General features: G+C 65.1%; 19 protein-coding genes and 1 tRNA gene. 7 read left to right on the top strand and 13 right to left on the bottom strand.

Going from position 1 to position 25275, the window contains the following annotated elements:
* Positions 1 to 80 precede the first annotated feature (80 nt).
* A complete protein-coding gene (locus EEB11_RS04680; protein WP_135429248.1) occupies positions 81 to 1319 on the top strand; it encodes a urate hydroxylase PuuD in 1239 nt (412 codons plus the stop codon).
* Positions 1320 to 1371: 52 nt separating this feature from the next.
* Here the strand turns inward: EEB11_RS04680 and EEB11_RS04685 are convergent, their stop codons facing one another.
* On the bottom strand, positions 1372 to 2418 hold the full coding sequence (locus EEB11_RS04685; protein ID WP_135429249.1) for a zinc ABC transporter substrate-binding protein: 1047 nt from the start codon (positions 2416 to 2418) through the stop codon (positions 1372 to 1374).
* 77 nt (positions 2419 to 2495) lie between these two features.
* Between EEB11_RS04685 and EEB11_RS04690 the strand changes: the two genes are divergently transcribed.
* The 3 genes from EEB11_RS04690 to EEB11_RS04700 are packed head-to-tail and all read left to right on the top strand — an operon-like array spanning position 2496 to position 4562.
* A complete protein-coding gene (locus tag EEB11_RS04690; protein WP_135429250.1) occupies positions 2496 to 3017 on the top strand; it encodes a Fur family transcriptional regulator in 522 nt (173 codons plus the stop codon).
* Positions 3014 to 3778 (top strand): metal ABC transporter ATP-binding protein, encoded by a 765-nt coding sequence (locus tag EEB11_RS04695; protein ID WP_135429251.1) that lies wholly within the window; start codon positions 3014 to 3016, stop codon positions 3776 to 3778. The genes EEB11_RS04690 and EEB11_RS04695 overlap by 4 nt, the downstream gene beginning before the upstream one ends.
* Complete coding sequence (locus EEB11_RS04700; RefSeq protein WP_135429307.1) at positions 3771 to 4562, top strand: iron chelate uptake ABC transporter family permease subunit; 792 nt, start codon at positions 3771 to 3773, stop codon at positions 4560 to 4562. Before EEB11_RS04695 ends, EEB11_RS04700 begins: the two co-directional genes overlap by 8 nt.
* A 79-nt stretch (positions 4563 to 4641) precedes the next feature.
* On the opposite strand, the gene EEB11_RS04705 is transcribed toward EEB11_RS04700, so the two are convergent.
* A complete protein-coding gene (locus EEB11_RS04705; protein ID WP_135429252.1) occupies positions 4642 to 5622 on the bottom strand; it encodes a PRC-barrel domain-containing protein in 981 nt (326 codons plus the stop codon).
* Between the two features lie 442 nt (positions 5623 to 6064).
* Here EEB11_RS04705 and EEB11_RS04710 point away from each other — a divergent pair, with 442 nt between their 5' ends.
* Complete coding sequence (locus tag EEB11_RS04710; protein ID WP_135429253.1) at positions 6065 to 8563, top strand: GcvT family protein; 2499 nt, start codon at positions 6065 to 6067, stop codon at positions 8561 to 8563.
* A 30-nt stretch (positions 8564 to 8593) separates the two neighbouring features.
* Here EEB11_RS04710 and EEB11_RS04715 read toward each other — a convergent pair whose 3' ends face one another.
* The 9 genes from EEB11_RS04715 to xdhA all read right to left on the bottom strand — a co-directional run bounded on the left by EEB11_RS04715 (position 8594) and on the right by xdhA (position 20236).
* On the bottom strand, positions 8594 to 9400 hold the full coding sequence (locus EEB11_RS04715; protein ID WP_135429254.1) for a GH25 family lysozyme: 807 nt from the start codon (positions 9398 to 9400) through the stop codon (positions 8594 to 8596).
* A gap of 94 nt (positions 9401 to 9494) precedes the next feature.
* Positions 9495 to 10571: an NAD(P)/FAD-dependent oxidoreductase gene (locus tag EEB11_RS04720; protein WP_135429255.1), complete on the bottom strand. Its 1077-nt coding sequence runs from the start codon at positions 10569 to 10571 to the stop codon at positions 9495 to 9497.
* A 134-nt stretch (positions 10572 to 10705) separates the two neighbouring features.
* Positions 10706 to 11797, bottom strand: a complete 1092-nt coding sequence (locus EEB11_RS04725) for a BMP family ABC transporter substrate-binding protein (protein WP_135429256.1) — start codon at positions 11795 to 11797, stop codon at positions 10706 to 10708.
* A gap of 51 nt (positions 11798 to 11848) precedes the next feature.
* On the bottom strand, positions 11849 to 12778 hold the full coding sequence (locus tag EEB11_RS04730) for an ABC transporter permease (RefSeq protein ID WP_135429257.1): 930 nt from the start codon (positions 12776 to 12778) through the stop codon (positions 11849 to 11851).
* On the bottom strand, positions 12778 to 13866 hold the full coding sequence (locus EEB11_RS04735; RefSeq protein ID WP_135429258.1) for an ABC transporter permease: 1089 nt from the start codon (positions 13864 to 13866) through the stop codon (positions 12778 to 12780). Before EEB11_RS04735 ends, EEB11_RS04730 begins: the two co-directional genes overlap by 1 nt.
* Positions 13867 to 13925: 59 nt before the next feature.
* Complete coding sequence (locus EEB11_RS04740; RefSeq protein ID WP_135429259.1) at positions 13926 to 15452, bottom strand: ABC transporter ATP-binding protein; 1527 nt, start codon at positions 15450 to 15452, stop codon at positions 13926 to 13928.
* Positions 15449 to 16381 carry a xanthine dehydrogenase accessory protein XdhC gene (gene xdhC, locus EEB11_RS04745; RefSeq protein ID WP_135429260.1) on the bottom strand — a complete coding sequence of 311 codons (933 nt, stop codon included), beginning with the start codon at positions 16379 to 16381 and terminating at the stop codon, positions 15449 to 15451. The genes EEB11_RS04740 and xdhC overlap by 4 nt, the downstream gene beginning before the upstream one ends.
* Entirely contained in the window at positions 16374 to 18824 is a 2451-nt protein-coding gene (gene xdhB / locus EEB11_RS04750) for a xanthine dehydrogenase molybdopterin binding subunit (RefSeq protein WP_135429261.1), read from the bottom strand. Before xdhB ends, xdhC begins: the two co-directional genes overlap by 8 nt.
* Positions 18821 to 20236 (bottom strand): xanthine dehydrogenase small subunit, encoded by a 1416-nt coding sequence (gene xdhA / locus EEB11_RS04755; RefSeq protein WP_135429262.1) that lies wholly within the window; start codon positions 20234 to 20236, stop codon positions 18821 to 18823. Before xdhA ends, xdhB begins: the two co-directional genes overlap by 4 nt.
* Positions 20237 to 20459: 223 nt before the next feature.
* Between xdhA and dnaE the strand changes: the two genes are divergently transcribed.
* Complete coding sequence (gene dnaE, locus EEB11_RS04760; protein WP_135429263.1) at positions 20460 to 23891, top strand: DNA polymerase III subunit alpha; 3432 nt, start codon at positions 20460 to 20462, stop codon at positions 23889 to 23891.
* A 116-nt stretch (positions 23892 to 24007) separates the two neighbouring features.
* Here dnaE and EEB11_RS04765 read toward each other — a convergent pair whose 3' ends face one another.
* Both EEB11_RS04765 and EEB11_RS04770 read right to left on the bottom strand, forming a co-directional pair.
* Positions 24008 to 24385, bottom strand: a complete 378-nt coding sequence (locus EEB11_RS04765) for an ACT domain-containing protein (RefSeq protein ID WP_245298771.1) — start codon at positions 24383 to 24385, stop codon at positions 24008 to 24010.
* A 192-nt stretch (positions 24386 to 24577) separates the two neighbouring features.
* On the bottom strand, positions 24578 to 25009 hold the full coding sequence (locus tag EEB11_RS04770) for a DUF1489 family protein (RefSeq protein WP_135429265.1): 432 nt from the start codon (positions 25007 to 25009) through the stop codon (positions 24578 to 24580).
* 126 nt (positions 25010 to 25135) lie between these two features.
* Here EEB11_RS04770 and EEB11_RS19490 point away from each other — a divergent pair.
* Positions 25136 to 25247 (top strand) — tRNA-OTHER (locus EEB11_RS19490).
* The last annotated feature ends 28 nt before the right edge of the window (positions 25248 to 25275 follow it).

Here is a 25275-nt window from a genome sequence, read left to right on the forward strand (position 1 = left end):
TGATGCGGTATTTCGCAGGATTAACAGAAGATGCAGCCTTGGTATAGCGTTTGCACCAAGAACAGGCAGGAGGGCGTGCGATGTATGATCTGGCGGTGATGTGGGAATGGGTGGAAATCGGCGTGCGCTGGCTGCATGTGATCACGGCCATCGCGTGGATCGGATCGTCGTTCTATTTCGTGGCGCTTGACCTTGGGTTGCGGAAAACCCCCAGCCTGCCGCCGCTGGCGCATGGCGAGGAGTGGCAGGTGCATGGCGGGGGCTTCTATCACATCCAGAAATATCTGGTGGCCCCGGAAATGATGCCCGAGCATCTGACCTGGTTCAAATGGGAGAGTTACGCCACCTGGCTGTCGGGGTTCGCCATGCTGGTGCTGGTCTATTATCTGGGGGCAGAGATGTTCCTGATCGACCCGACCGTGATGGATCTGGCGGTGTGGCAGGCGGTGGGCATCTCATTGGCGTCGCTGGCCTTTGGCTGGCTGGTCTACAACACGCTGTGCCGGGTGTTCGTGAATGCCGATCAGACCGTGCTGATGGTGGCGCTGTTTGTGGTGCTGGTGGGGATGTCGTGGTTTTACACGCAGGTGTTTTCGGGCCGCGCGGCGCTTTTGCACCTTGGCGCCTTCACCGCCACGATCATGTCTGCCAATGTGTTCATGGTGATCATGCCCAACCAGCGCATCGTGGTGGCGGATCTGAAGGCCGGACGCAAGCCGGACCCTAAATATGGCAAGATCGCCAAGCAGCGCAGCACGCACAACAATTACCTGACGCTGCCGGTGATTTTCCTGATGCTGTCGAACCATTACCCGCTGGTGTTTGCGACCGAGTATAACTGGATCATCGCGTCATTGGTCTTCCTGATGGGGGTGACGATCCGGCACTGGTTCAACACACAGCACGCGCGCAAGGGCAACCCGCATTGGACATGGGGGCTGACAGCCATCCTGTTCCTGATGATTGCCTGGCTGTCCACGGCACCCCTGCGCACGGTGCCCGAGCCGGAGGCGGCGCTGTCGGGCGCGGCGTTGCAGCACGCGGCTGCGGCAGGGTTTGACGATGTGGTGGGGATTGTGCAGGGCCGGTGCAGCATGTGCCATGCGGCAGAGCCGTCGTGGGAAGGGATGGTCTGGCCGCCCAAGGGCGTGGTGCTGGAAACGCCGGCGCAGATCGCGCATGAGGCGCGGCGGATCTACATGCAATCGGGCGTCAGCCATGCCATGCCGCCGGGCAACCTGAGCTATATGGAGCCGGAAGAACGGTTTGCGATCATCCGCTGGTTCCGTGCGGCGGGCTTGGGCGGGGTCGAGGGGTGAGTGGCAAAAGGGCCGGGGGTGACCCCGGCCCTTTGCCTGTGTCAGGGCAGGATCAGCCGTTCAGGCAGTCTGCCAGAGTGGTCGCCAGGGCCCGCATCATTGTGGCGTAGGCGTCTGGGCCGGGCTCTGTCGTGCTGCCCTCGGGGTCCAGCGCCGCGCCGACGCGGGCGCCCGAGCCATCTGCCATCTGGGTGACCAGTGCGGGGTCGTGCTGCGCTTCGGGGAACAGGCACAGGGCACTGCCTGCCGCCACGGTTTGCGACAGGTCGCGCAGCCGCGCGGCACCGGGCGAGCTGGCATCGCCAAGCGCCACCGATCCGGCCACGGTCAGCCCGTAATGGCTGGTGAAATAGCCGTAGGCGTCGTGATAGACGACAAAGGGTTTGCCCGCGACGGGGGCCAGCGTTGCCGCCAGTTCGGCGTCGAGTGCCGCAAACCCGGCCTTGGCCGCTTCGGCATTCGCGGCATAGGTCGCCGCATTCTCAGGGTCGATCCGCGACAGCTCTGCCGCGATCAGACCGGCCCAGACCTGCGCGTTGGCCGGGTCGAGCCAGGCATGCGGATCGGTGCCGGCATGGTCGTGGCCTTCGTGGTCATCCTGCCCGGCGTGGTCTTCGTGATCGTGCTCATGGGTTTCGGCGCTGGCCTCTGTGGCGTGATCATGCGCGTCATGGTCGTGCCCGGTGTGGTGCGCGTCGTCATGGTCGTGTGCTTGGGCACCTGCTTTGGCGGCGTGGTTATCATGATCATGCGCGCCGGTGTCGCCGTAAATCTGGCGGTGCGTGCCCGTCGCCGCCAAGAGGCCAAGGCGTGGCACATCTGGCGACAGGCCGTCGAGTGCGCGTTCCATCCAAGGCGACATCTCTGGCCCGATCCAGACGATCAGGCCTGCACGCGCCAGGTTTGCGGCCTGACTGGGGCGCATCTGGTAGTTGTGGGCATTGGCACCGCGGTCCAAAAGCAGGTCCGGCTGGCCGAGATTGCCCATGACCTGGGCGACAATAGAGTGGACCGGCGGCATGTCGGTCACCACGCGGGGCACCTCGGCCAAGGCGGGGAGAGCGGTGCTGGCCAAGAGAAGGGATATGATATAACGCATGCGGGGGCCTTTCTGGATGTCTTTATGGGCCTTATGTATGTTATATCATAACTGGTCAACCCAGCAAGGAACCCGTCATGCCGCATGACCATACCGACAGCGATTGTCCCGGCTGTGCTGCCCCCGATCTGGCCTTTGCCGCACATGACCACGCCCATTGCGCCGCCGATGTGCTGGCGCGGGCCGAGGCGCTGACCACCGCTTCGGGTGCGCGGCTGACGCCGGTGCGCAGGCGGGTGCTGGAGATCTTGCTGGAGAACCACAAGGCGATGGGGGCCTATGATGTGCTGCAACGGCTGGCGGCGGATGGCTATGGCAACCAGCCGCCGGTGGCCTACCGCGCGCTGGAGTTTCTGGTGGACCATGGGCTTGCCCACCGCATCCGCCGCCTGAATGCCTTTGCCGCCTGCATGCATCCGGGCGAAGAGCATGCGCCGGCCTTCCTGATCTGCCGCGCCTGCGATGCGGTGGCCGAGGCCCCGGCGGCCCCGGTGCGCGCGGCGTTGGACAGTGCCGCCGCTGCGCTGGGCTTTGTGATCGAACGGTCGAACGTCGAGGCGCTGGGCCTGTGCCCGTCCTGTCAGGACGCGGCAGCATGAGCCTGATCGCCGCCGAGCGGATCTGCGTGGGCTTTGGCGGGGCCGAGGTGCTGCACGACGTATCGGTTGCCGTGCAGCAGGGTGAGATTGTCACCATCGTCGGGCCGAACGGGTCGGGCAAATCCACGCTGTTGCGCGCGCTGTTGGGGATTTTGCCGGTGGCGCGGGGCCGGGTGAGCCGTGCGCCGGGCTTGCGGATCGGCTATGTGCCGCAGCGTCTGGCGCTGGACCGCAGCTTGCCGATGACTGTGCGGCGGTTCTTGTCGCTGCCGGTGCGGGTGAGCGACGGGGCGGCGGGGGCGGCGCTGGCCCGCGTGGGCGTGCCGGATGTGGGGGCGTTGCAGATGGCGAGCCTGTCGGGCGGGCAGTTGCAGCGGGTGCTGCTGGCGCGCGCGCTGCTGTCCGACCCGCAGCTTCTGGTGCTGGACGAGCCGACCCAAGGGCTGGACCAGCCGGGCGAGGCAGGGTTCTACCAGTTGATCGCGGATGTGCGGGGCAGCACGGGCGTGGCGGTGCTGATGGTCAGCCATGACCTGCATGTGGTGATGGCGGCGAGTGACCGGGTGATCTGCCTGAACGGCCATGTCTGCTGTGAAGGCACGCCAAAGGTGGTGTCTTCGGCCCCGGAATACCGCGCGCTGTTCGGGCTTGGCACCCAAGGCGCGCTGGCGCTGTACCAGCATGTGCATGACCATGATCACACGCATGATCATGACCACAGCCACGATCACCCTCATGAACACGATCATACCCATGCTTGATGATTTTCTGACCCGTGCGGCCCTTGCCGGGGTTGGCCTGTCGCTGGCCACCGGTCCTTTGGGGTCTTTTGTGGTGTGGCGGCGCATGGCCTATTTCGGCGATGCCACGGCCCATGCCGCCATTCTGGGGGTGGCGCTGGCGCTGGCGAGCGATCTGCCGGTGGGCTTCGGCATCATGGTGGTGTCGCTGGCCATGGCGGTGACCGTGGCCACGTTGGCGGCCAAGGGCTGGGCGATGGATACCACGCTGGGGGTGCTGGCGCATTCGGCGCTGGCCTTTGGTCTGGTGGCGGTGTCTTTCGTGCCCGGCGTGCGCACTGATCTGTCGGCCTGGCTGTTTGGCGATATTCTGGCCGTCAGCCGGGGCGATCTGGCCTTTGTCTGGGGCGGGGCGGTGGTGGTTCTGGCGCTGCTGGCCTGGCGCTGGCAGGCGCTCTTGACCGCCACGTTGAACGAGGATCTGGCGCATGCCAGCGGGCTGAACCCCGACCGTGAGCGGTTGGTGCTGACGGTCGCCCTGGCCATTGTGGTGGCGGTGGCGATCAAGGTGGTGGGGGCGCTGCTGATTGCCGCCATGCTGATCGTGCCTGCCGCCGCCGCGCGCGGGCTGTCACGCACGCCCGAGGCGATGGCAGCGCTGGCCATTGTGATCGGTGCGGTGGCGGCGCTGGGCGGGCTGCATCTGTCGCTGTGGCAGGATACGCCTGCGGGCCCGTCGATCATTGTGGTGGCCGCGCTGATCTTTGCCGCGACAACGGCGCTTGGCCGGCGCTTTACCGGCTGACCCGCACGGCAAGGGCGGCGCATGAAAAAGGGCGGGATGGCTTTCGCCACCCCGCCCGTCACTCGTATACAAAACCGGATCAGCCTTCGTAGGTCGGCAGCGATTCCAGCTGTTCCTGCGTCATCGTCACGCGGAAGTGGTCAAGGGTGCCATCGGCATTGCGGACCATGGTCAGCGCATCCGAACCCAGCGAGACGCGCTTTTCGCCCATCCCGAGGAAGCCGCCGACATCAACCACAGCACCTTCGATGGCACCGTCAGCGGCAATGGCCACTGCGCTGATTTCGCCGACATCTTCATTGTTGGCACCAACAACGCGCATGCCGATCAGATCGGTTTCGGTCATCGTGGCCAGATCGACCATTTCACCGTCGTTCATGGTCGCACCGGCAGCATTCGTGCCGTCAGCCGCCATCGTTCCGTCGGTCGCCATCGAGCCGCCAGCCGGAGCGGTGCCCGTGGTGTTGCCGAGCGGGGCGGTGGTGCCCATGCCGTCGGAGCCTGCGACCGTGCGATCGGTGGCTGCCGCTTCGAACACCATGTCCTCGTCGAACTCTGGCGCTGCTTCCAGCTCGGCCTTGTTGCCGTGGAACACGATGAAGTAGTCATCGGGGCTGTTCGAATCGGGCACCATCACCAGATTGTCGATCGACAGGGCAACGGTCTTTTCGCCAATTCCAAGGAAGCCGCCGAAATCGACCAGAACCGCCTGTGCATCACCGTTCAGCGAAATGATCAGATCGGAAATCTCACCGGCATCATCCCAGTCAGCATCGGCTGTGCCAATCGCTTCGACCTGCATGGACGAGGTGTCCTGCTCGGTCACATAAACGCGCTTGCCGATGAAGTTGGAGGCACGCACGCCCCGGTCGATGCCTGCAAAGTAGGGCGAGGTAGCATCCATGGCGTTGGTGCCGGCCATCGTGCCGGCTGGGGCGGCGGTCGTGCCGTCCATCATGGTGCCGGCCGGAGCGGTGGTGTCAGCTGGCGGGGTCGTCTGGGCGAAAGCCGGCATGGCAAGGGCCATCACCAGCGCGGTCGTTCCAAAAAGCGTTTTCATGGTCGTCTCCTGTTCATGCGATGACGGAAGTGGGGGGGGCGAAACTGGCCGTCCTCTCTGCCGTCGGTATGAACTACAAACACCCGCGCACAGGATATGTTCCCAAATGCGCCCTTAATTTGTTTTGGATTTTGCAGGGAACCCAAGGCGGAAACGCGCGTTTGCCTGCCCGGTGCCGCCTTGGTCAGGACAGCGCCTGCTGCAGGGCGGGCAGATGGCGCAGCGTGGCAGGCGATGCCCCAGGCCAGGACCTTTGCATGGGCCGGGCAATCGGCGGTGTGTGCCGCGCGCGAACGGTCAAGCGTGTGCCGCCTGCGGCCAATGTCGTTTTCGTCTGTCAAAGGTCGGGGGATCTTGCCCGTCTGCGTGCCGATCAGGCATTGATGGCGCACACCTCAGCGTCCCGACGCTGTGCCCCACACCCTGTCCCGGAGTCGTCCCGATGAAAACCCATGTCAAAGCCCTTGTTGTCGGTGGTGGTGCCGTTGGCAACGGGATTGCCTACCATCTGGCACGCGCGGGCTGGGACACCATGCTGGTGGAGCGCGACGAGCTGACGGCAGGGTCGACCTGGCATGCCGCCGGTCTGCTGCCGCTGTTCAACATGTCTTATGCGACGACCCATATCCACAAATACTCGGTCGATCTGTACAAGGGGCTGGAGGCGGAAACCGGGCTGAACGCCGGCTTTGCCGTGGTGGGCAACCTGCGCATGGCGCAGTGTCAGGCGCGGATGGATGAATACATGCTGTATTCGTCGGTCGCAGAAACCGCCGGGGTCTATCATGAATTCCTGACGCCCGCGCAGATGAAGGACCGCTGGCCGCTGTTGCGCACCGAAGATCTGGTCGGCGCGCTGTATCATCCGCAGGACGGCTATATCAATCCGGCCGATGTGACCCAGGCCATGGCCAAGGGCGCGCGGCAGTTTGGCGCGACCATCGAGCGGCGGATTCAGGTCAACGGCTATCGCTGGACCGGCAGCGAGTGGATTGTGTCCTGTGCCCGCATGGTGGAGCAGGGCGGCAATCTGGTTGTCAGCGACGACACCTTCGAGATCACCGCCGAGCATGTGGTCACCGCCACCGGCAACCACGCGCAGCGCACGGCGCGGCTGCTGGGGGTAAAGCTGCCTGCGATTCCGGTGGAGCATCAGTATATCGTCACCGAACCCGACCCGGCGCTGGTGGCGTGGCGCAAGGCCGGCAACCCCGAGCACCCGGTGCTGCGCGATGCCGATGCCAAGTGGTATGTGCGCGAGGAGCGCGGCGGCTGGATTCTGGGGCCCTATGAGCGCAATGCGCCCGCCCGGTTCCTGTATGATGTGCCGCAATCGTTCCGCGCCGACCTGTTCCCGCTGGATCTGGAGCGGATCGAGGCGGAATACATGTCGATGATCCACCGCCTGCCGTCATCGGAAACCGTGGGGCTGAAGGATGATTTCAACGGCCCGATCTGCTATACCCCCGATGGCAACCCGTTGGTCGGCCCGGTGCCGGGCCTACGCAACATGTGGATCGCCGAAGGGTTTTCGTTCGGCATCACCGCGGCTGGTGGTACGGGGCATTACCTTGCGCAGTTGATGACCGAAGGCGAGGCCGAGATCGACATGGCGTCGCTTGACCCCCGCCGTTATGGCCAGTGGATCACCACCGAATATTCGGCCCGCAAGAATGAGGAATGCTATGAGCATGTCTTCATCCTGCACCACCCCGATGAAGAACGCGAAGCCGCCCGCCCGCTGCGCACCGCACCCGTCTATGACCGGCAAAAGGCGCTGGGCGCGCAGTTCGGGCAGGTGAACGGCTGGGAGCGCCCGATCTATTACGGGCCGAAGGACGCGCCCGAGGATTTCGACCACAACGCGCGGTCGTTCCGGCGTGGTGCCTGGTGGCAATATGCGGTGGATGAGGCACGCGCGATCCGCGAGACTGCCGGGCTGATCGACGCCACGGCGTTCACCAAGCATCTGGTGCGCGGGCCGGGGGCGACGCAGTTCCTTGACTGGTTCACCTGCAACAAGCTGCCCGCCGTGGGGCGGATCAACCTGACCTATGCGCTGACCCCTACCGGCACGACGCGCACCGAATACACCATCGTGCGGCTGGCGCAGGATGAGTATTATCTGGTGTCGGCGGGCGCATGGACCGATTACGACGGCGACTATCTGCGCAAATGCGCTGAGGATAAGGCACCCGAGTTTGGCCATATCGACATCCATGACGTGACCACGCAATGGGGCGTCTTTGCCCTTGCCGGGCCGAATGCGCGGCGGATTTTGGCTGAGATCGTCAAGGATGCAGCACCCGAAACCGTGTTGTCGAACAAGCGCTTTCCCTGGCTGACCATGCGCAACATCGAGCTTGGCATGGTGCCGGTGCGCGCGATCCGCGTGGCCTATACCGGCGAGCTGGGTTGGGAGTTGCACCATCCCATCGAGATGCAGCGCCACCTGTGGGAGCTGCTGCTGAAAGCGGGCGAGAAGCACGGGATGAAGCTGGTCGGCGCGCGGGCGCAGAACTGGCTGCGGCAGGAAAAGTCCTATCGCGCCTTTGGCAACGAGTTGGGCCGCGATGCGACCCCGCTGGAGGCCGCGTTGGACCGTTTCGTCGACCTGTCAAAGGCCTTTCAGGGCAAAGAGGCGATGCTGGCACACGGCATCCGGTCGAAATGCTGCACGCTGCTGATCGACGGCCCCGAAGACTGCGACCCCTGGGGCAAGGAGGCGCTGCTGCTGAACGGCGAAAAGGTGGGTCGTCTGACGTCGGGCGGGTATTCGGTAGCCTTTGGCAAGCAGATCGGCATGGGCTATGTGCGCCCCGATCTGGCCGAGGTGGGCACGAAGCTGAAGGTCAAGATGATGCTGCAGGAATGGGATGCGGTGGTGGTTGAGGACAGCCCCTATGACCCGTCCAACGCCCGCATCCGGATGGACGGCTGACACCCCGGAGGTGATGGATACGGGCGTGGCCTATGGATGGGCGCGGCGGGCCAGCCAGGCCTGCCACTCTGCCGGTGATCCGGCAAACACGTTCAGATCGCCATCGCCCGCCTTGCCGGGGATTTGCCCGGTGCCGGAATATTGCCAGAACGTCCAGCGGGTGCCGGGATAGACCTTTGACGGGTGGTTCGCCACCGAGCGGACCCAGAATTCCACCCCCCGCAGCCGCCACAGCTCATGCGAGGCGAAGATGTCGGGGCTGACATAGACCAGCGGCATCTGGCCATAGTGCCGCGCGACGGTGTCGATGAACACCTGCGCCTCTGACAGCAGTTCGGCCTGCGGCGGGCGGCGGGTGCAGGTGGGGGAAAACGGGGTCCATTCCAGATCGAGCACCGGGGGCAGGGCGCCGCTGGCCTTTGGCACCCGGCGGATGAAGTTCTGCGCCTGCGACCGGCCCGGCGCGCAGTGATACCAGAAGTGATAGGCACCCGTCGCCACCCCGGCGGCGCGGGCGGCGTTCCAGTGGTCGCGGAACATCGGGTCGGCGTCATCGGCACCTTCGGTGGCCTTGATGAAGGTGAAGTTGATGCCATTCGCCCGCGCCGTGGCCCAGTCTACCGGGGTCTGATAGCGCGAGGTGTCGGTGCCATGCACCGCGTAAGCCGACGGCGCGCGCCCGTCCCATGGATGCGGCCTGCGGTCGCCGAAGCTGGGCGCGGTGACCGCCCCGGAAAGGGCTGCGGGGGTTGGGGCGCGCTGCTGCATGGTGGCAAGGCGCGGGCTGCCACAGGCGGACAGGATCAGCGCGGCGACAAGAAGCAGGGTGTATTTCATCGCGCAAGCTTGCCGGAACGCAGAGGCGGTGTCATCCCTGCAAATCTGTGAACCGCACCTGCCCGTGGCCGAAATCCGCCGACGTGATCCGCCCCTACCCGAACCGCCCCGGCGACAGCGCCTGTACCAGATCGGCCCCGAGGTCCGGCGTGCGCCCCGTGATCAGATCGGCGGCAAGCTGGCTGGCCGCAGGGCAGGACTGGAAGCCTTGCCCGCCCTGACCCGCCAGCCAGAAGAACGAAGACTCACGCGCGTCGGCCCCGATCACCAGCGTGCGGTCGGGGGCAAAGGTGCGCAGGCCGGCCCAGTTTGACAGCAGCCGGGTGACCGGGGTGGTTACCATGTCCTCGTACCGCGCCAGACCTTCGGCCAGCACCATATCGTCGGCCCAGGCATCCTGCGGCGTTGACGCATGCTCTTCGGCAGGCGACACGATCAGCGCCCCGGCATCGGGCTTGGCGTACCACGCCTCACCGGCGCCGAACATCATCGGCCAGCGGCTGACATCCAGACCCTCCGGTGCCGGAATGCGCGCCATCGACCGGCGATAGGGGGTGAATCCCAAGGGTTGCACGCCTGCCATCTGCGCCACAAGGTCTACCCAGGCCCCGGCGGCATTGACCAGCACCCCGGCCGTCACCGGACCTTGCGCGGTGGTCAGCTGCCATCGCCCTGCCATGTGCGCGATGGCCGTGACCGGCGTAGTGGTTTGCAGCACGGCCCCCGCCGCGCGGGCGGTGCGGGCAAAGCCCTGCAGCAGCAGGTCGGTGTCGATATCCCATGCCTCAGGCGAAAAGGCCGCCATGGCCACGGTCTCCGGGTTCAGCACCGGCACCATGGCGATAGCCTCGGCCAGCGTGACCGGGTCCAGCGCCATCGCGCTCGATTCCGCCGCAAAGCAGGCTGCATCATCCGCCTTGCCCACCATCAGCAACCCGCGTGGCGACAGAACCCCCGGCGTGTCGCGGAAAAACGTGCCGGAGGCGAGGGACAGCTCCACCACCGCCGGGCTGCCATAGCGTGGTTCATACAGCGCCGCTGACCGGCCCGAGGCGTGATGCGCCAGCACAGGCTCTGCCTCCAGCAGCAGCACCGAGGCGAAGGGGGCCAGCCGCGCCGCCAGCGACACCCCGGCAATGCCGCCGCCAATGATCACCACATCTGCATCCATCGCCCGCTACCTCTTTCAAACTGTCATGCCGCACAGATACCGGGTGCAGCGGCCAGAAGGCAGCCCCGCAGCGACGGATTGCACAAAAAAAGGCCCGCGCAACGCGCGGGCCTTTCCAAGGTCTGTTCAGACCGTCACTTCGGAATGTCGCCGGTGATGCCTTCGACAAAGAAGTTCATGCCCAGAAGGTCGCCATCGGGGGCCACCGCGCCGTCGGCCAGCCATTCAGTGCCGTCCTGCTTGTTGATCGGCCCGGTGAACGGGTGATAGGTGCCTGCCGCAATCGCATCGCGCATCGCTTCAGCCTCGGCCTTCACATCGGCGGGCACGGCATCGGTGATCTCGCCGATTTCGACCTCGCCTTCCGGGATACCCGCCCAGCTGTCGATCTGTTCATAGGTGCCATCCAGCAGGGCGCCGACGCGCTTGATGTAATAGGGGTTCCAGTTGTCGATGATCGACGCCACCCGTGGCGATGGTTTGTAATCGGCCATGTCGGAGGCCTGACCAAAGCCGATCACGGTACCATTGGTCTTGGCCGCTTCGGCCAGCGGGGCGGTGGAATCGGTGTGGGCGGCGATGACATCGACGCCCTGATCGATCAGCGCCTTGGCGGAATCGGCCTCTTTCGCCGGGTCGAACCATGTGAAGGCCCAGACCACCGAAAGCTGCACATCCGGGTTCACCTTCTTGGCGTGCAGGTAATAGCTGTTGATGCCCATCACCACCTCGGGGATCGGGAAGGACCCGATATAGCCGATTTTGTTGGTCTTGGTCATCTTGCCTGCGATATGGCCCTGCACCGCGCGCCCCTCGTAGAAGCGGGCGTTGTAGGTCGAGACGTTGGGATGTTCGCGCTTGTAGCCGGTGGAATGTTCGAACTTGATGTCGGGGAACTTGGCCGCGACATTGTTGGTCGGGTCCATATAGCCGAAAGACGTGGTGAAGATGATGTTGCAGCCCGACAGCGCCATCTGGGTCAGCACGCGTTCGGCATCGGCCCCTTCGGGCACGTTTTCCTGATAGGCGATCTCGACCTTGTCGCCAAATTCCTCTTGTACGGCCAGCGCGCCCTGATGGTGCTGGTAGGTCCAGCCCAGATCGCCGATCGGCCCCACATAGATGAAGCAGGCCTTGACCTTGTCCATGCCCTGCGCGCTTGCGCTGCTGCCAAAGGCAAGGCCAAGACCCAGCGCTGCCGTGGCGAGAAGTGTTCTTCTGTTCATTGTCGTCTCCCTGATGGGTGCCGTTGACCGGCCCCGGTTTGCATTATGCCCCTAGCGTGAGGCGTGAAAATTCTGGCCAAGGTTTGCGGGGGCGCTCAGCGCCGCCTTCCCCTTGCCCGATGACATGATGACCAACACAAGGATGGTTATCACATAAGGGGACATCGACAAGTATTCGACCGGAATACGCGCCCCCGCCGCCTGCAGATTAAGCTGAAGCACCGAGATACCGCCAAAAAGATAGGCGCCGATCAGCGCGCGCCACGGCCGCCACGCCGCGAACACCACAATCGCCAGCGCGATCCAGCCCGCGCCTGATGTGATGCCATCGGTCCACTGCGGCACCCGCACCATGCTGATATAAGCGCCGCCCAAGCCCGCCATGGCCCCCCCGAACAGGATCGCCAGCATGCGGATGCGTCGCACCTTGTAACCAAGCGCATGCGCCGCATCATGGCTCTCCCCAACTGCGCGCAGGATCAGGCCGGTGCGGGTGGCTTTGAGCACCCACCACGTTGCCGCGACGGATGCGATAGAGGCGTACACCACCCAGTCATGGCTGAACAACACGCGGCCAAAGAACGGAATATCGGCCAGCGGGCCAAGCGGCACCGCGCCCGTGCTGGGCGGGCGGATGCCGACAAAGCTTTGCCCCATCAAGGAGGACAGCCCCAGCCCGAACAGGGTCAGCGCAAGGCCCGAGGCCACCTGATTGGCCAGCATGAACTGCGTCAGCAGGCCGAAGATCAGCGCCATCGCCGCGCCGCCCAGCGCCCCGCCGACAAAACCCAGCACCGCACTGCCGGACTGCACCGACACGATGAAGCCGCAGACCGCGCCCATGATCATCATGCCTTCCACCCCAAGGTTCAGCACCCCGGCGCGTTCCACCACCAACTCGCCGATGGCAGCGAGGATGATCGGCACCGAGGCCACCATCAGCGATGCGATGAGCAGCGCCGGATCAATGCCTCCGAACATCAGATGGCCTCCTTCTTGTGGGCAAGGCGGATGCGGTAATTGCTGAGCAGATCGACCGCCAGCAGGAAGAACAAAAGCATCCCCTGAAACGCCTGAATGGCGGCGGCAGGCAGGCCCAGCATGAACTGTGCAAGCTCGCCGCCGATATAGGTCAGCGCCATTAACAGCCCCGCCAGCAGAATGCCGATGGGGTTGAGACGGCCAAGGAAGGCCACGATGATCGCGGTGAAACCGTAGCCCACGTTGAAATCAATGCTGATCTGCCCGGCGGGCCCCGATACCTCGAACAGGCCCGCAAGCCCGGCCAGAGCGCCGGAGATGCCCATGCACAGCAGGACCAGCCCGGTCGGGTTGACCCCGGCATAGCGCGCGGCGCGCGGGGCTTGCCCGGCCAGCTTGATGTGAAAGCCAAGGATGTGGCGTTGCAGCAGGATATAGGCCGCGATCACCGCCATGAAGGCCGCGATCACCCCCCAATGCATGCCGGTGCCGGCAATCAGCTCGGGGTTCGAGGCGGCGGGATACTGGCTCAGGTTCCGGCTGCCCGGAAAGCCGCCGCCTTCGGGGTTGCGCAAAAGGCCCAGCGACATCGACGACAGGAAGTTCTGCGCGATATAGACCATCAGCAGGCTGACGAGGATTTCGTTGGTGTTGAACTTCGTCTTGAGAATCGCCGGGATCATCGCCCAGATCCAGCCGCCAAAGGCCCCCGCAATCACCATCAGCGGAAAGATGAACCACAGATCGGCGGGATAGAACGCCAGCCCCACCCCTGCGCCGAACAGCGCGCCCATGATATACTGCCCCTCGGCCCCGATGTTCCAGATCCCGGCGCGGAACCCCAGCGACAGCCCGATGGCGATCAGGATCAGCGGACCCGCCTTCACCAGCAGTTGTGGCCGTGAATAGCTGGCGAATTGCGGGTGAAACAACGGGTCCCAGAAAATCGTGCGGATCGCCTCGAACGGGTTCTTGCCCAGGGCGGCGAACATCAGCCCGCCTGCGATCATCGTCAGCACCACCGCCAGAATGGGCGTCGCTCCTTGCCAGAACCGGCTGGGGGAGGGTCTTTTTTCAAGCCTCAGCATGGACCCGCCCTTTCATCTTGGCAGAAATACTCATCTTGTTGCCGCCTGCGGCGCTGTGGTCAGTGACCATGATGCGCCACCTCCATGCCATGCGCCCCGCCCATCATCAGGCCGATCTCGTCTATTGTAAGCCCCGCCACCGGGCGCGGCGTGGTCAGCCGCCCTTCGTTCAACGCGGCAAAGCTGTCGGCGATTTCCAGCAGTTCATCCAGATCCTGGCTGATCACCACCACTGCCGCCCCCCCTGCGGCCCGGTCAAGGATCGCCTGCCGGATGCTGGCCGCGGCGGCCGCATCGACGCCCCATGTCGGCTGGTTGATGACGATCACCGTTGGCGTCTGGCTCAGCTCGCGCCCCACCACGAATTTCTGCAGGTTGCCCCCCGACAGCGCCCGCGCCGCCACATGGGTGCCCGGCGTGCGCACGTCGAAATCCTTGACGATTTCGGCGGCAAAGGCCTCGGTCGCGGCCCAGTCGATGAAGCCATTCTTGGTCAGGCCTTTGCGCAGGGCGCCCGACAGCAGGGCATTTTCCACCAGAGACATGTCGGGGGCCGCCGCATGGCCCAGCCGTTCTTCGGGTGCTGCCACAAGGCCAAGCGCGCGGCGGTCGTTTGGCCCCGTGTGCCCCACGCCTTTGCCGTCGATTTTCACCGCGCCCTGCGCCGCGCGCACCTCGCCCGACAGCGCCAGCAGCAATTCGTCCTGCCCGTTGCCCGCCACCCCGGCGATGCCCAGCACTTCGCCTTTGGCCACCGTGAAGCTGACGTTCTTGAGCGAGGTGCCAAAGGGGATGGGAGAGGCGACCGACAGATCCACCACCTCCAGCGCGGTGGCCCCCTTGGTGCCGCCCGCCCGTTCCGGCGGGGTCAGGGTGGCCCCGATCATCAGTTCCGCCATCTCGCGCGCCGACCGGTCGCGCGGGGTACAGGTGGCCACCACCTTGCCGCGCCGCAGGATCGTCGCTTCGTCGCACAGCGCGCGGATCTCTTCCAGCTTGTGGCTGATGTACAGGATCGCGGTGCCTTCCGCCGACAGCTGTCGCAGGGTGCGGAACAGGATTTCCACCTCTTGCGGGGTCAGGACGGAGGTCGGCTCGTCCATGATCAGCAGCTTGGGGTCCTGCAGCAGACAGCGCACGATTTCCACCCGTTGCCGCTCCCCCGCCGACAGATCGCCGACCATGCGGCCCGGGTCCAGTGGCAGGCCGTATTCCTCGCTCACCGACCTGATCTTGCTGGCCAGTTCCTTCATCGGCGGCGGGTTTTCCATGCCGAGTGCGACGTTTTCGGCCACATTCAGCGCCTCGAACAGGCTGAAATGCTGGAACACCATGGCCACACCAGAGGCCCGCGCGGCGCGCGGCTCTGCCGGGGTATAGGCGGTGCCGCGCAGCGTCATCCGCCCCGAGTCGGGCTTCACCAGCCCGTAGATCATCTTGACCAGCGTGGATTTTCCCGCGCCATTCTCGCCCAGCAGGGCGTGGATCTCGCCTTCGGCAATCGCAAAGGATACATCGCTGTTAGCAACCACGCCGGGATAGGCCTTTGTTACCCCCTCGACGCGCAGCAGGTCTGGCCGTGTCATAGGGCGGTCTCCTTCATCAGGGGGAGGACTGTGTGCGACAGCACGGCCTGCGCCACGCCGATGGCGATGGCCTGAGGATGTTTGCCGAGCGTTGGGTCACCGATGGGGCAATCAATGCGGGCGATTGCGGCGGGCGCATGACCAAGTGCTGCCAGCCGCGACCGGAACCGCGCCCATTTGGTGGCCGAGCCGATCACCCCGGCGCGGGCAAAGCCATGCCCCAGCAGGCGGTGACACAGATCAAGGTCCAGCGCATGGGAATAGGTCAGCACCAGATGCTCGGCGTCGCGGGGCGCATGCGCCACCAGCCGCGCTGCATCAACGGCAGGAAGGGCGGTCACGCCATCGGGGATGGTGCCCGGAAAGCGGTCCGCCGCCACATCGACCCAAGTGATCCGCAGCCCCGGCAGGGGGGCCAGCACCCCCACCAGCGCCCGGCCTACATGGCCCGCGCCCCAGATCCACAGATCGCGCGCGGGGGCTGCCACGGGCTCGATGAACCAGCCCTGCACCAGCTGCGGCTCTGGCATGACGCCTTGCGCCCGCGCCCGGTCCAGCAGGCGTTTCACCGCCAGCGGCATCGCCCGCCCGTCCGTACTGCGCGCCATCACCCCAGCTTCGGCCACGGGCACGGCGGCATATACTTCCGTCAGCAAGGTCACCGCGCCACCGCAGCACTGGCCCAGCGCCGGCCCCAAAGGCACCCGCCGCACCCGGCTGCCACCGCCTGCCGCCAGCATCGCCCGTGCGTCAGCCGCTGCTTCCCATTCCAAAGCACCGCCCCCGATGGTGCCCGACTGGCCACCCTCCCAGACCAGCATCGCCGCTCCGGTTTCGCGCGGGGAAGACCCGTCATGCGCGGCAATCACCACCCGCGCCACGTGGCCATGGGTGGCCAAAGCCGACGCCAGACCGCCCGGATCAAACATGCGCCCGCACCCGCTGCACCGCCGCCAGCACCCGTTCGGGCGTGGCCGGTGCGTCCAGCGCCGGATAGCCCGGCCCGCAGGCCGCCACCGCATCCGACAGCGCATAAAGCGCCGAGATGCCCAGCATGAACGGCGGCTCGCCCACCGCCTTGGACCGGCCCACGGTGTCTTCGCGGTTGGGCCGGTTCCACAGGTCCACGTTGAACACGGGCGGACGGTCTGAACAGGCCGGGATCTTGTAGGTGCTGGGGGCATGGGTCGTCAGCCGCCCCTTGCCGTCCCAGACCAGCTCTTCGGTGGTCAGCCAACCCGCGCCCTGAACGTAAGCCCCCTCGACCTGCCCGATATCCAGTGCCGTGTTCAGGCTGGTTCCGGTGTCATGCAGCAGATCGGCGCGCAGGATGCGGTTTTCGCCGGTCAGGGTGTCGATCACCACCTCGGTCACCGCTGCGCCATAGGCGAAGTACAGGAAGGGCCGACCCTTGCCGGCCTTGCGGTCCCATTGCAGCTTTGGCGTGGCATAAAAGCCGGTCGAGGACAGGCTGACCCGCGCGAGGTAAGCCCAGGCGACGACCTGCGCAAAGCCGTAAACCTCGCCCGCAACCCGCACCGTGCCATCCTGAAACCGGACGGTGTCAGGCTTAACCTGATGCTTGCCGGCGATGAAATCGGCCATCCGGTCGCGGATGATGATGCAGGCCGCGCGCGCCGCCATGCCGTTCAGGTCTGACCCGGAACTGGCGGCGGTGGCGCTGGTGTTGGGCACCTTGGCGGTATCGGTCGCGGTGATCTTCACGCGCCCCGGGTCCACCCCGAACACCCCCGCCGCCACCTGCGCCACCTTCTGGAACAGGCCCTGGCCCATTTCTGTGCCGCCATGGTTCAGGTGGATGGAGCCGTCCTGATACAAATGCACCAAGGCCCCGGCCTGATTGAGATGCGTCAGGGTGAAGGAAATTCCGAACTTCACCGGCGTCAGCGCAATCCCGCGCTTGAGGATCGGCGACCCGGCATTCCATGCCGCAATCGCCGCCCGCCGCGCGGCGTAATCCGATGTCTTCACCAGCCGCGCCACCAGCTCATGCCCGATGAAGTCCTCAACCGGCATGACATAAGGCGTGGTCTGCTCGCCCGCCCTCATCTGTTCAAAAATATCCTCGGGGGGTCCGGGGGGCGAAGCGCCCCCGGGGGGGGCCGCAACCGCCCCGCGTGAGGTCAGATCCACCTCGTCATCCACAGGCGGACGGTCGGGAGCCGTTTCGGCCAAGCCGACTTCGCCGCCTGGCAAAGCCCCGCCTGCCATCGCGGCGTAAAAATTCGCCCGCCGCACCTCAAGCGGATCGCGGCCCAGCGTGTGCGCCACATGGTCCATCACCCGCTCGATCCCCACCATCCCCTGCGGCCCGCCAAAGCCGCGGAAGGCGGTGGCGCTTTGGGTGTGGGTTTTCAGGCGGTGGCTTTCGATGCGGATGTGGGGCAGGTGATAGCAGTTGTCGGCATGCAGCATGGCCCGGTCGGCGACCGGCAGTGACAGGTCCTGCGCCCAGCCGCAGCGGAGCAGGTGGGTGAATTCCAGCCCGGTCAGCTGGCCCCGGTCGTCAAACCCGGCGCGGTAGAGGATGCGCAGGTCGTGGCGCTTGCCGGTGATCATCATGTCGTCGTCGCGGTCATAGCGCATCTTGGCGGGGCGACCGGTGCGGGCCGCCACCACCGCGCAGGCGATGGCCAGCGCGTTGCCCTGGCTTTCCTTGCCACCAAAGCCGCCGCCCATCCGCCGCACCTCGACCCGCACCGCGCTCATCGGCAGGTGCAGGGCGTGGGCGACCTTGTGCTGGATCTCGGTCGGGTGCTGGGTGGAGGAATGGATCAGCAGGTCGCCGCCTTCGAGCGGCAGGGCTGCCGCGACCTGACCTTCCAGATAGAAATGCTCTTGCCCGCCGACGTCGAACCGGCCTTCGACCGTATGAGGGGCGGTTTGAATCGCGTGGGCGGCATCGCCCTTGACCCAGATCACCGGCCCGTCTTCGAACCTGCTGTCGGCCAGCAGCGCATCATCCACCGTCAGCAGGGCTGGCTTTTCGGCATAGGTTACCTTTGCCAATCGCGCAGCCTTGCGGGCTGCCAGATGGCTGTCGGCCGCGACCAGAAACAGCGGCATCCCGAGGTAGAGCACCGGCCCGGTGGAGATCATCGGCTCGTCATGCGCCGAAGGGCTGCAATCGGGCACCTCGTCAAAATCCTCCGGCCCGTAGACCGCCACCACACCGGGGGCGGCGCGCACGGCCGACAGGTCCAGCGACGTCACCTCGCCATGCGCGATGGTCGACAGGCCAAAGGCCAGATGCAGCGCTTTGGCGGGCAGGGGGATGTCATCGACGTAGCGCGCCTGTCCGGTCACATGCAGCGGGGCCGCGTCATGCGGCAGGGGTTTGCCCATGCTCATGCCCGCACCTCCAGAACGGACACCGGAACACCGGCCAGATCATGGGCGTAGCGGCGCAGCATGTTTTGCGCGGTGGTCAGGCGGTAGGCTGCACTGGCCCGCATGTCGGACAAGGGCGCGAAATCCTGCGCCATCAGCGCTGCCGCCGCGTCTGCGGTGGCGGGTGTCAAGGGGTGGCCGATGAGGGCTGCCTCAACCGCCGCGGCCCGTTTCGGCGTGCCCGCCATGCCGCCAAAGGCGATGCGGGCCGATGTGATGGTGCCATCCGTCACGGTCAGGTTGAAGCAGCCGCAGACGGCGGAGATGTCCTGATCGAAGCGTTTCGACAGCTTGTAACAGCGCAAGTTCGGGGCAGTGGCGGGAATGGTCACCGCCTCGACAAATTCGCCGGGCTGGCGGTCCTGCTTGCGGTAGGCGATGAAGAAATCCTCCAGCGGCATGTCGCGCCGGGTATCGCCGCGCCGCAGGTGCAGGGTGGCACCAAGGGCGATCAGCGCCGGGGGCCCGTCACCGATGGGCGAGCCATTGGCGATGTTGCCGCCGATGGTGGCCGCATTGCGCACCTGTTCGCTGGAATAGCGGCGCAAAAGCTCGCCGAAAGACGGAAAACGCGGGGCGAGTGCCGCGCGCAGATCGGCAATGGTGACGCCCGCCCCGATGCGCAGGGTGTCGCCGTGATCTTCGATCTGTTGCAGATCGGTGATGCCCGACAGGAAGGCCACCGGGGAGAGATCGCGCAGCTGTTTGGTCACCCACAGGCCGACATCGGTGGCCCCGGCGATCAGGGTGGCATCGGGATTGGCGAGGTACCACGCGGCGAGGTCGTCACTGGTGCGCGGGCGGAAGCCGGGCAGGGGGGCTGCCTGCCCCCCTCGGGCTTCGCCCTCACCCCCCGGGGATATTTGGGAACAGATGATGTCACGATCGGTTCTCATCCAGTCTGGCACCGGGGCGGTCTCGGCGGTTTTGGCCGCGCGGATGATCGGGGCGTAGCCGGTGCAGCGGCACAGGTTGCCGGCCAGCTGGTCATCATGGTCGGTGGCGCCGTTCAGGTGGGCGGTTGCCATCGACACGATGAACCCCGGTGTGCAGAAGCCGCATTGCGAGCCGTGATGGTCGATCATCGCCTGCTGCACCGGGTGCGGCTGGCCCTGCGGTCCGGCGATGCCTTCGACGGTGCGCACGGCCTTGCCGCCCAGTTGCGGCAGGAACAGGATGCAGGCGTTGAGCGCGCGGCTGCCGGTGGCATCGGTGACCATCACCGTGCAGGCCCCGCAATCGCCTTCGTTGCAGCCTTCCTTGGTGCCGGTCAGCCCGCGGGTGTCGCGCAGCCAGTCCAGAAGCGTCCGCGTGGGCGCCTCGGCGGACACGCGGACAGGCGCTCCGTTCAGGTGAAACGCAATCTGCGACATATATGTTTCGTCCGCCGCCTTCTCCCCGTTCGAGGTTTTTCGCATACCCGCCCGATGCGGCGTAAAACGGGCATGCACCCCTTATGTCCCTGTCAGATCATCAAGCAAGCCGAAGGGCTACAACGCAAGATATATATCATGGCCCGCATTTGAAGCACCATCGGGATTTGCCGAAGAATGAGGCGCCCTTTCCCCCGCCCGGATGCTTCGCTAGGCTATGGCCATGACACAAGCATCGCGATTCATCCACCTTCGGGTGCACACCGAACACTCCTTGCTGGAAGGGGCGGTGCCGGTCAAAGCGCTGGTCAAGCTGGCGGTGGCGGCGCAGATGCCTGCCATCGCGGTGACCGACACCAACAACATGTTTGCCGCACTGGAGTTTTCGGTGACGGCGCAAGGGGCTGGCGTGCAGCCGATTGTGGGCTGTCAGGTCAGTCTGGCGCATGACCCCGCCCAGCCGGGGGAGCGGCCGCGTGCGCCTGCGCCGGTGGTTCTGCTGGCGCAGAACGATGCGGGTTACATGAACCTGATGAAGCTGAACTCTTGCCTGTATCTGCGCGGCGACGGGCAGTTGCCGCATGTGACGATGGAGGATCTGACCACTCATGCCGGGGGGCTGATCTGCCTGACTGGCGGGCCGGATGGGCCGCTGGGCCGGTTACTGCAGGCCGGGCAGATGGCACGGGCGCGCGCGCTGCTGGAGCGGTTGGCGGCGGCGTTTCCGGACCGGCTGTATGTGGAATTGCAGCGCCATCCGGGCGAGGGGGGCAAGCTGCCGCCCGCCGAGGCCGGGTCGGAGCGGGGGCATATCGAGCTGGCCTATGACATGGGCCTGCCGCTGGTGGCGACCAATGACGTCTATTTCCCGAAAGCCGAGATGTACGAGGCGCATGACGCGCTGATCTGCATTGCCGAGGGCGCTTATGTCGATCAGCAGCAGCCGCGTAGGCGGCTGACCCCACAGCACTACTTCAAGTCCGAAGCCGAGATGTGCGCCCTGTTCGCCGATCTGCCCGAGGCATTGGAGAACACGGTGGAAATCGCGCGCCGCTGCGCCTTTGCCGCCTACAAGCGCAAGCCCATTTTGCCGAAATTCGCCGATGACGAGGTGAACGAGCTGCGCCGTCAGGCCAATGAGGGGTTGGCAAGGCGGCTTGCCATCATCCCGCATGCGGTGACGGTGGAGGAGTATCAGGCGCGGCTCGACTTCGAGCTGAACGTGATCGAAGGCATGGGCTTTCCCGGCTATTTCCTGATCGTGGCCGATTTCATCAAATGGGCCAAGGATCAGGGCATTCCGGTGGGGCCGGGGCGGGGGTCGGGGGCCGGGTCGCTGGTCGCCTATGCGCTGACCATCACCGATCTCGACCCGCTGCGCTATGCGTTGCTGTTCGAGCGGTTCCTGAACCCTGAACGGGTCAGCATGCCCGATTTCGACATCGACTTCTGCATGGACCGGCGCGAAGAGGTGATCCAATACGTGCAAGCGAAATATGGCCGCGACAAGGTGGGGCAGATCATCACCTTTGGCGCGCTGCTGTCAAAGGCCGCCGTGCGCGATGTAGGGCGCGTTTTGCAACTGTCTTACGGGCAGGTGGACCGGCTGTCGAAGATGATCCCGGTCGAAGGGGTGAAGCCGGTTTCCATCACCAAGGCGCTGGCGGATGAGCCGCGTCTGCGCGAGGCCGCGAAGGAAGAGGTGGTGGGGCGGCTGCTTGGCTATGCCCAGCAGATCGAAGGCTTGCTGCGGAACGCATCGACCCATGCTGCGGGGGTGGTGATCGGCGACCGCCCGCTGGACGAGCTGGTGCCGCTGTACCGCGACCCGCGGTCGGACATGCCGGCCACCCAGTTCAACATGAAATGGGTCGAGGCCGCGGGGCTGGTGAAGTTCGACTTTCTGGGGCTGAAGACCCTGACCGTGATCCAGAACGCGATGGACCTGCTGGCGCTGCGCGGCATTGCGTTCGACATCAACCTGATCCCGTTGGACGACAAGCCCAGCTATGAGCTGTATGCCGCGGCCAAAACGGTCGCGGTGTTCCAGGTGGAATCCAGCGGCATGATGGACGCGCTGCGCCGCATGAAGCCCACCTGTATCGAGGATATCGTGGCGCTGGTGGCGCTGTACCGCCCCGGGCCGATGGAGAATATCCCGGCCTATTGCGAGGTGAAGAACGGGCTGCGCGAGATTGAATCCTTGCACCCCACCATCGACCCGATCCTGAAAGAGACCCAAGGCATCATCGTCTATCAGGAACAGGTGATGCAGATCGCGCAGGTCATGGGCGGCTATTCGCTGGGCGGGGCTGACTTGCTGCGCCGCGCGATGGGGAAAAAGATCGCCGAGGAGATGGCCAAGGAACGGCCCAAGTTCATCGACGGGGCCAAGAAGACCCACGGCATCGATGCGAAAAAGGCGGGCGAGGTGTTCGACCTTTTGGAGAAATTCGCCAATTACGGCTTCAACAAATCGCACGCTGCCGCCTATGCGGTGGTCAGCTACCAGACCGCCTATCTGAAAGCCAATTACCCGGCCGAATTCATGGCCGGGGTGATGAACTGCGATATCCACCTGACCGACAAGCTGGCGGTGTACAAACGCGAGGTCGACAAGTTGGGGCTGGCCATGGTGGCGCCTTGCGTGAACCGGTCGCTGGCCACCTTTACCGTGCGCGATGGTGCGCTGGTCTATGCCCTTGGCGCGCTGAAAAACGTCGGCGTCGAGGCGATGAAACTGATCGTCGGGGCGCGAGGCGACAAGCCCTTTGCCAGCCTGTTCGATGTTGCCCGCCGGGTTGACCTGAAACGGGTGGGCAAGCGCCCGATGGAAATGCTGGCCCGCGCCGGGGCGTTTGATCAATTGGACCCCAACCGCGCCCGGGTGTTTGAGGGCCTTGATGCGCTGGTCGCCTATTCCGCCGCGATCCATGAGGCGAAATCCAGCAATCAGGTGTCGCTGTTCGGTGAGGCCGGGGCCGACATTCCCGAACCGCGCCTGCCCTACCGCGATGACTGGCAGCCGGTGGAACGGCTGGGGCATGAGCATCAGGCGGTGGGCTTCTACCTGTCGGGTCACCCGCTGGACGACTACATGGGACCGTTGAAGCGCAAGGATGTGAAGACGCTGACCGAGATCACGCAACTGGCCCAACGTGGCCCGCTGATTGCGAAAATCGCAGGCTCGGTCGCGTCAAAGCAGGAGCGGAAATCGGCCAAGGGCAACCGCTTTGCCTTTGTGCAACTGTCGGACCCGACCGGTCTCTATGAGGTCACCGTGTTCTCAGACGTGCTGGAAGCCGCGCGCGAGTTTCTGGAGCCGGGGCGCAATGTGGTGCTGACGGTCAAGGTCGACCCCGATGGCGATGGCGTCAAGCTGCTGGCCAATGCGGTGCAGCCCATTGACGCAGTGGCCGATCAGGCGGGGGCCGCTGACCTGCGCATCCACCTGAACCGGGCCGAGGCGGTGCCGTCGCTCGCTGCCCTGCTGGGCCGGGTCGAGGGCCGCAACCGCGCCCGCATCACGCTGTGCGTGCCCGACGATCAGGGCCGCGAGATCGACCTGATCCTGCCGCAACCCTATCCGGTGACGCCACAGATCAAGGGGGCGATCAAGGCGATGCAGGGTGTGGTGATGATTGAGGAGGTGTGAGGGGGCGGGAGGCTTTGCGTAGTGCGGAACGTGGCGGGCCAAATCGCGCAATGCGGATGTTCCGGCACCTTGGTCGCCGTGGTGACCAGATACGCTGCCCGAAGGTCAGGCATGGGTTAAAGGAAATCGCGCGCCCGGCTTTGCAGTTGCGCCAGCACGTCCAACGCGTTTTCACACTTGTCAGACGGCACAAACACATGGTCGTGATGAAAGGCTGCGATCATGTTGCAAGGGATATCCGCGTCACTCAGCGCCTTGGACACTGCCGCAGTGAGCCCGACTCCGTCCAGTGAAGAATAAACGTTGAGGGTAATGCAGCGCATCGGCTGGCTAAGCTCGGCCCCTGATCTTTCAGCCAGGCCCATGGGAACCAGCAACGAAAGTCCTTCTTCTTCCCTGAAAGTCGCAATTGCATGGGACGACAGCGAACCAATGAGCGCGGGACTGGTCGTCGATACAAAAGCAAAGACGCCGGGGATCAACGTCGGCTTCATGTCTGCGATCATTGCGTAGGCTGAGTGGGCTATGTCTGGCATCCATTTTCTCCCGACCCGGACAAATCGAAACCATCGCATCGCCTGTCAAAAGCCGCAAGCTTCCAAAGTCTTCCTTGGGGCTTTGTGAGGTATCTAAGCGGTGCCGCGTTTACTCTTCCGGGTGCACCGACACGCGTGCGCCGTAACCCCTCACCGCAACCCAAACTCCGCCATCGCTTCGGCCAACCCCGGTGGCAGCGTCTCCTCAGCTTCCCGCCCCGGCAGCAGGTCGGGCGGGGCGTCTTTCGGGTCCAGATAGCGCCAGCCCTGGAACGGGCGGCGGGGGACGGCTTGGGTGCGGGTGACTTCGGCGTCCAGCACGATGGCGCAACGGGAAATGCCGTCTTCGCCCGTCACCTGCTCCAGCCCCACAATCCGCTGCCGCGCCAGCACCACACTTTTGATCACCCAATACAGCGAGCCGCCGGCCAGCACCTCGTCTGCGCGCTTTGGCCACATGCGGGTGACATGGACTGCACAGCCCTTGGGCCAGCGCGCCCGCTGGCTGCGCTGCCAGTCCAGCAAATCCTCGACGGAATCGGCTCCGACGCAGAGTTTCAGGATGTGAATATGGTCTGTCACCGACTCGGTCCCCGTTGAGAAGGGCAGAGCATAGGCCACCGGATGGCGAGGGCAAGGCGTTGACCGCCGCGTAATAGGGGCGTATTTTGTGTTTATGGCTTTGTGACGACACATCGCCTAGAATGTCATGGAGTAGCTCAATAGGAAGAGCGCCCGTTGTCGAGTAGTGTTGTTTGCTTGCCGGCAATTCAATATTACGGCGGGAAGGTTGCGGGTTCAAGTCCCGCCTCCATGCCCATCACATTGCAAAACTTGCTGAAATTAAA

This window comes from Pseudotabrizicola sediminis, assembly GCF_004745575.1.
Classification (GTDB): Bacteria; Pseudomonadota; Alphaproteobacteria; order Rhodobacterales; family Rhodobacteraceae; genus Pseudotabrizicola; species Pseudotabrizicola sediminis.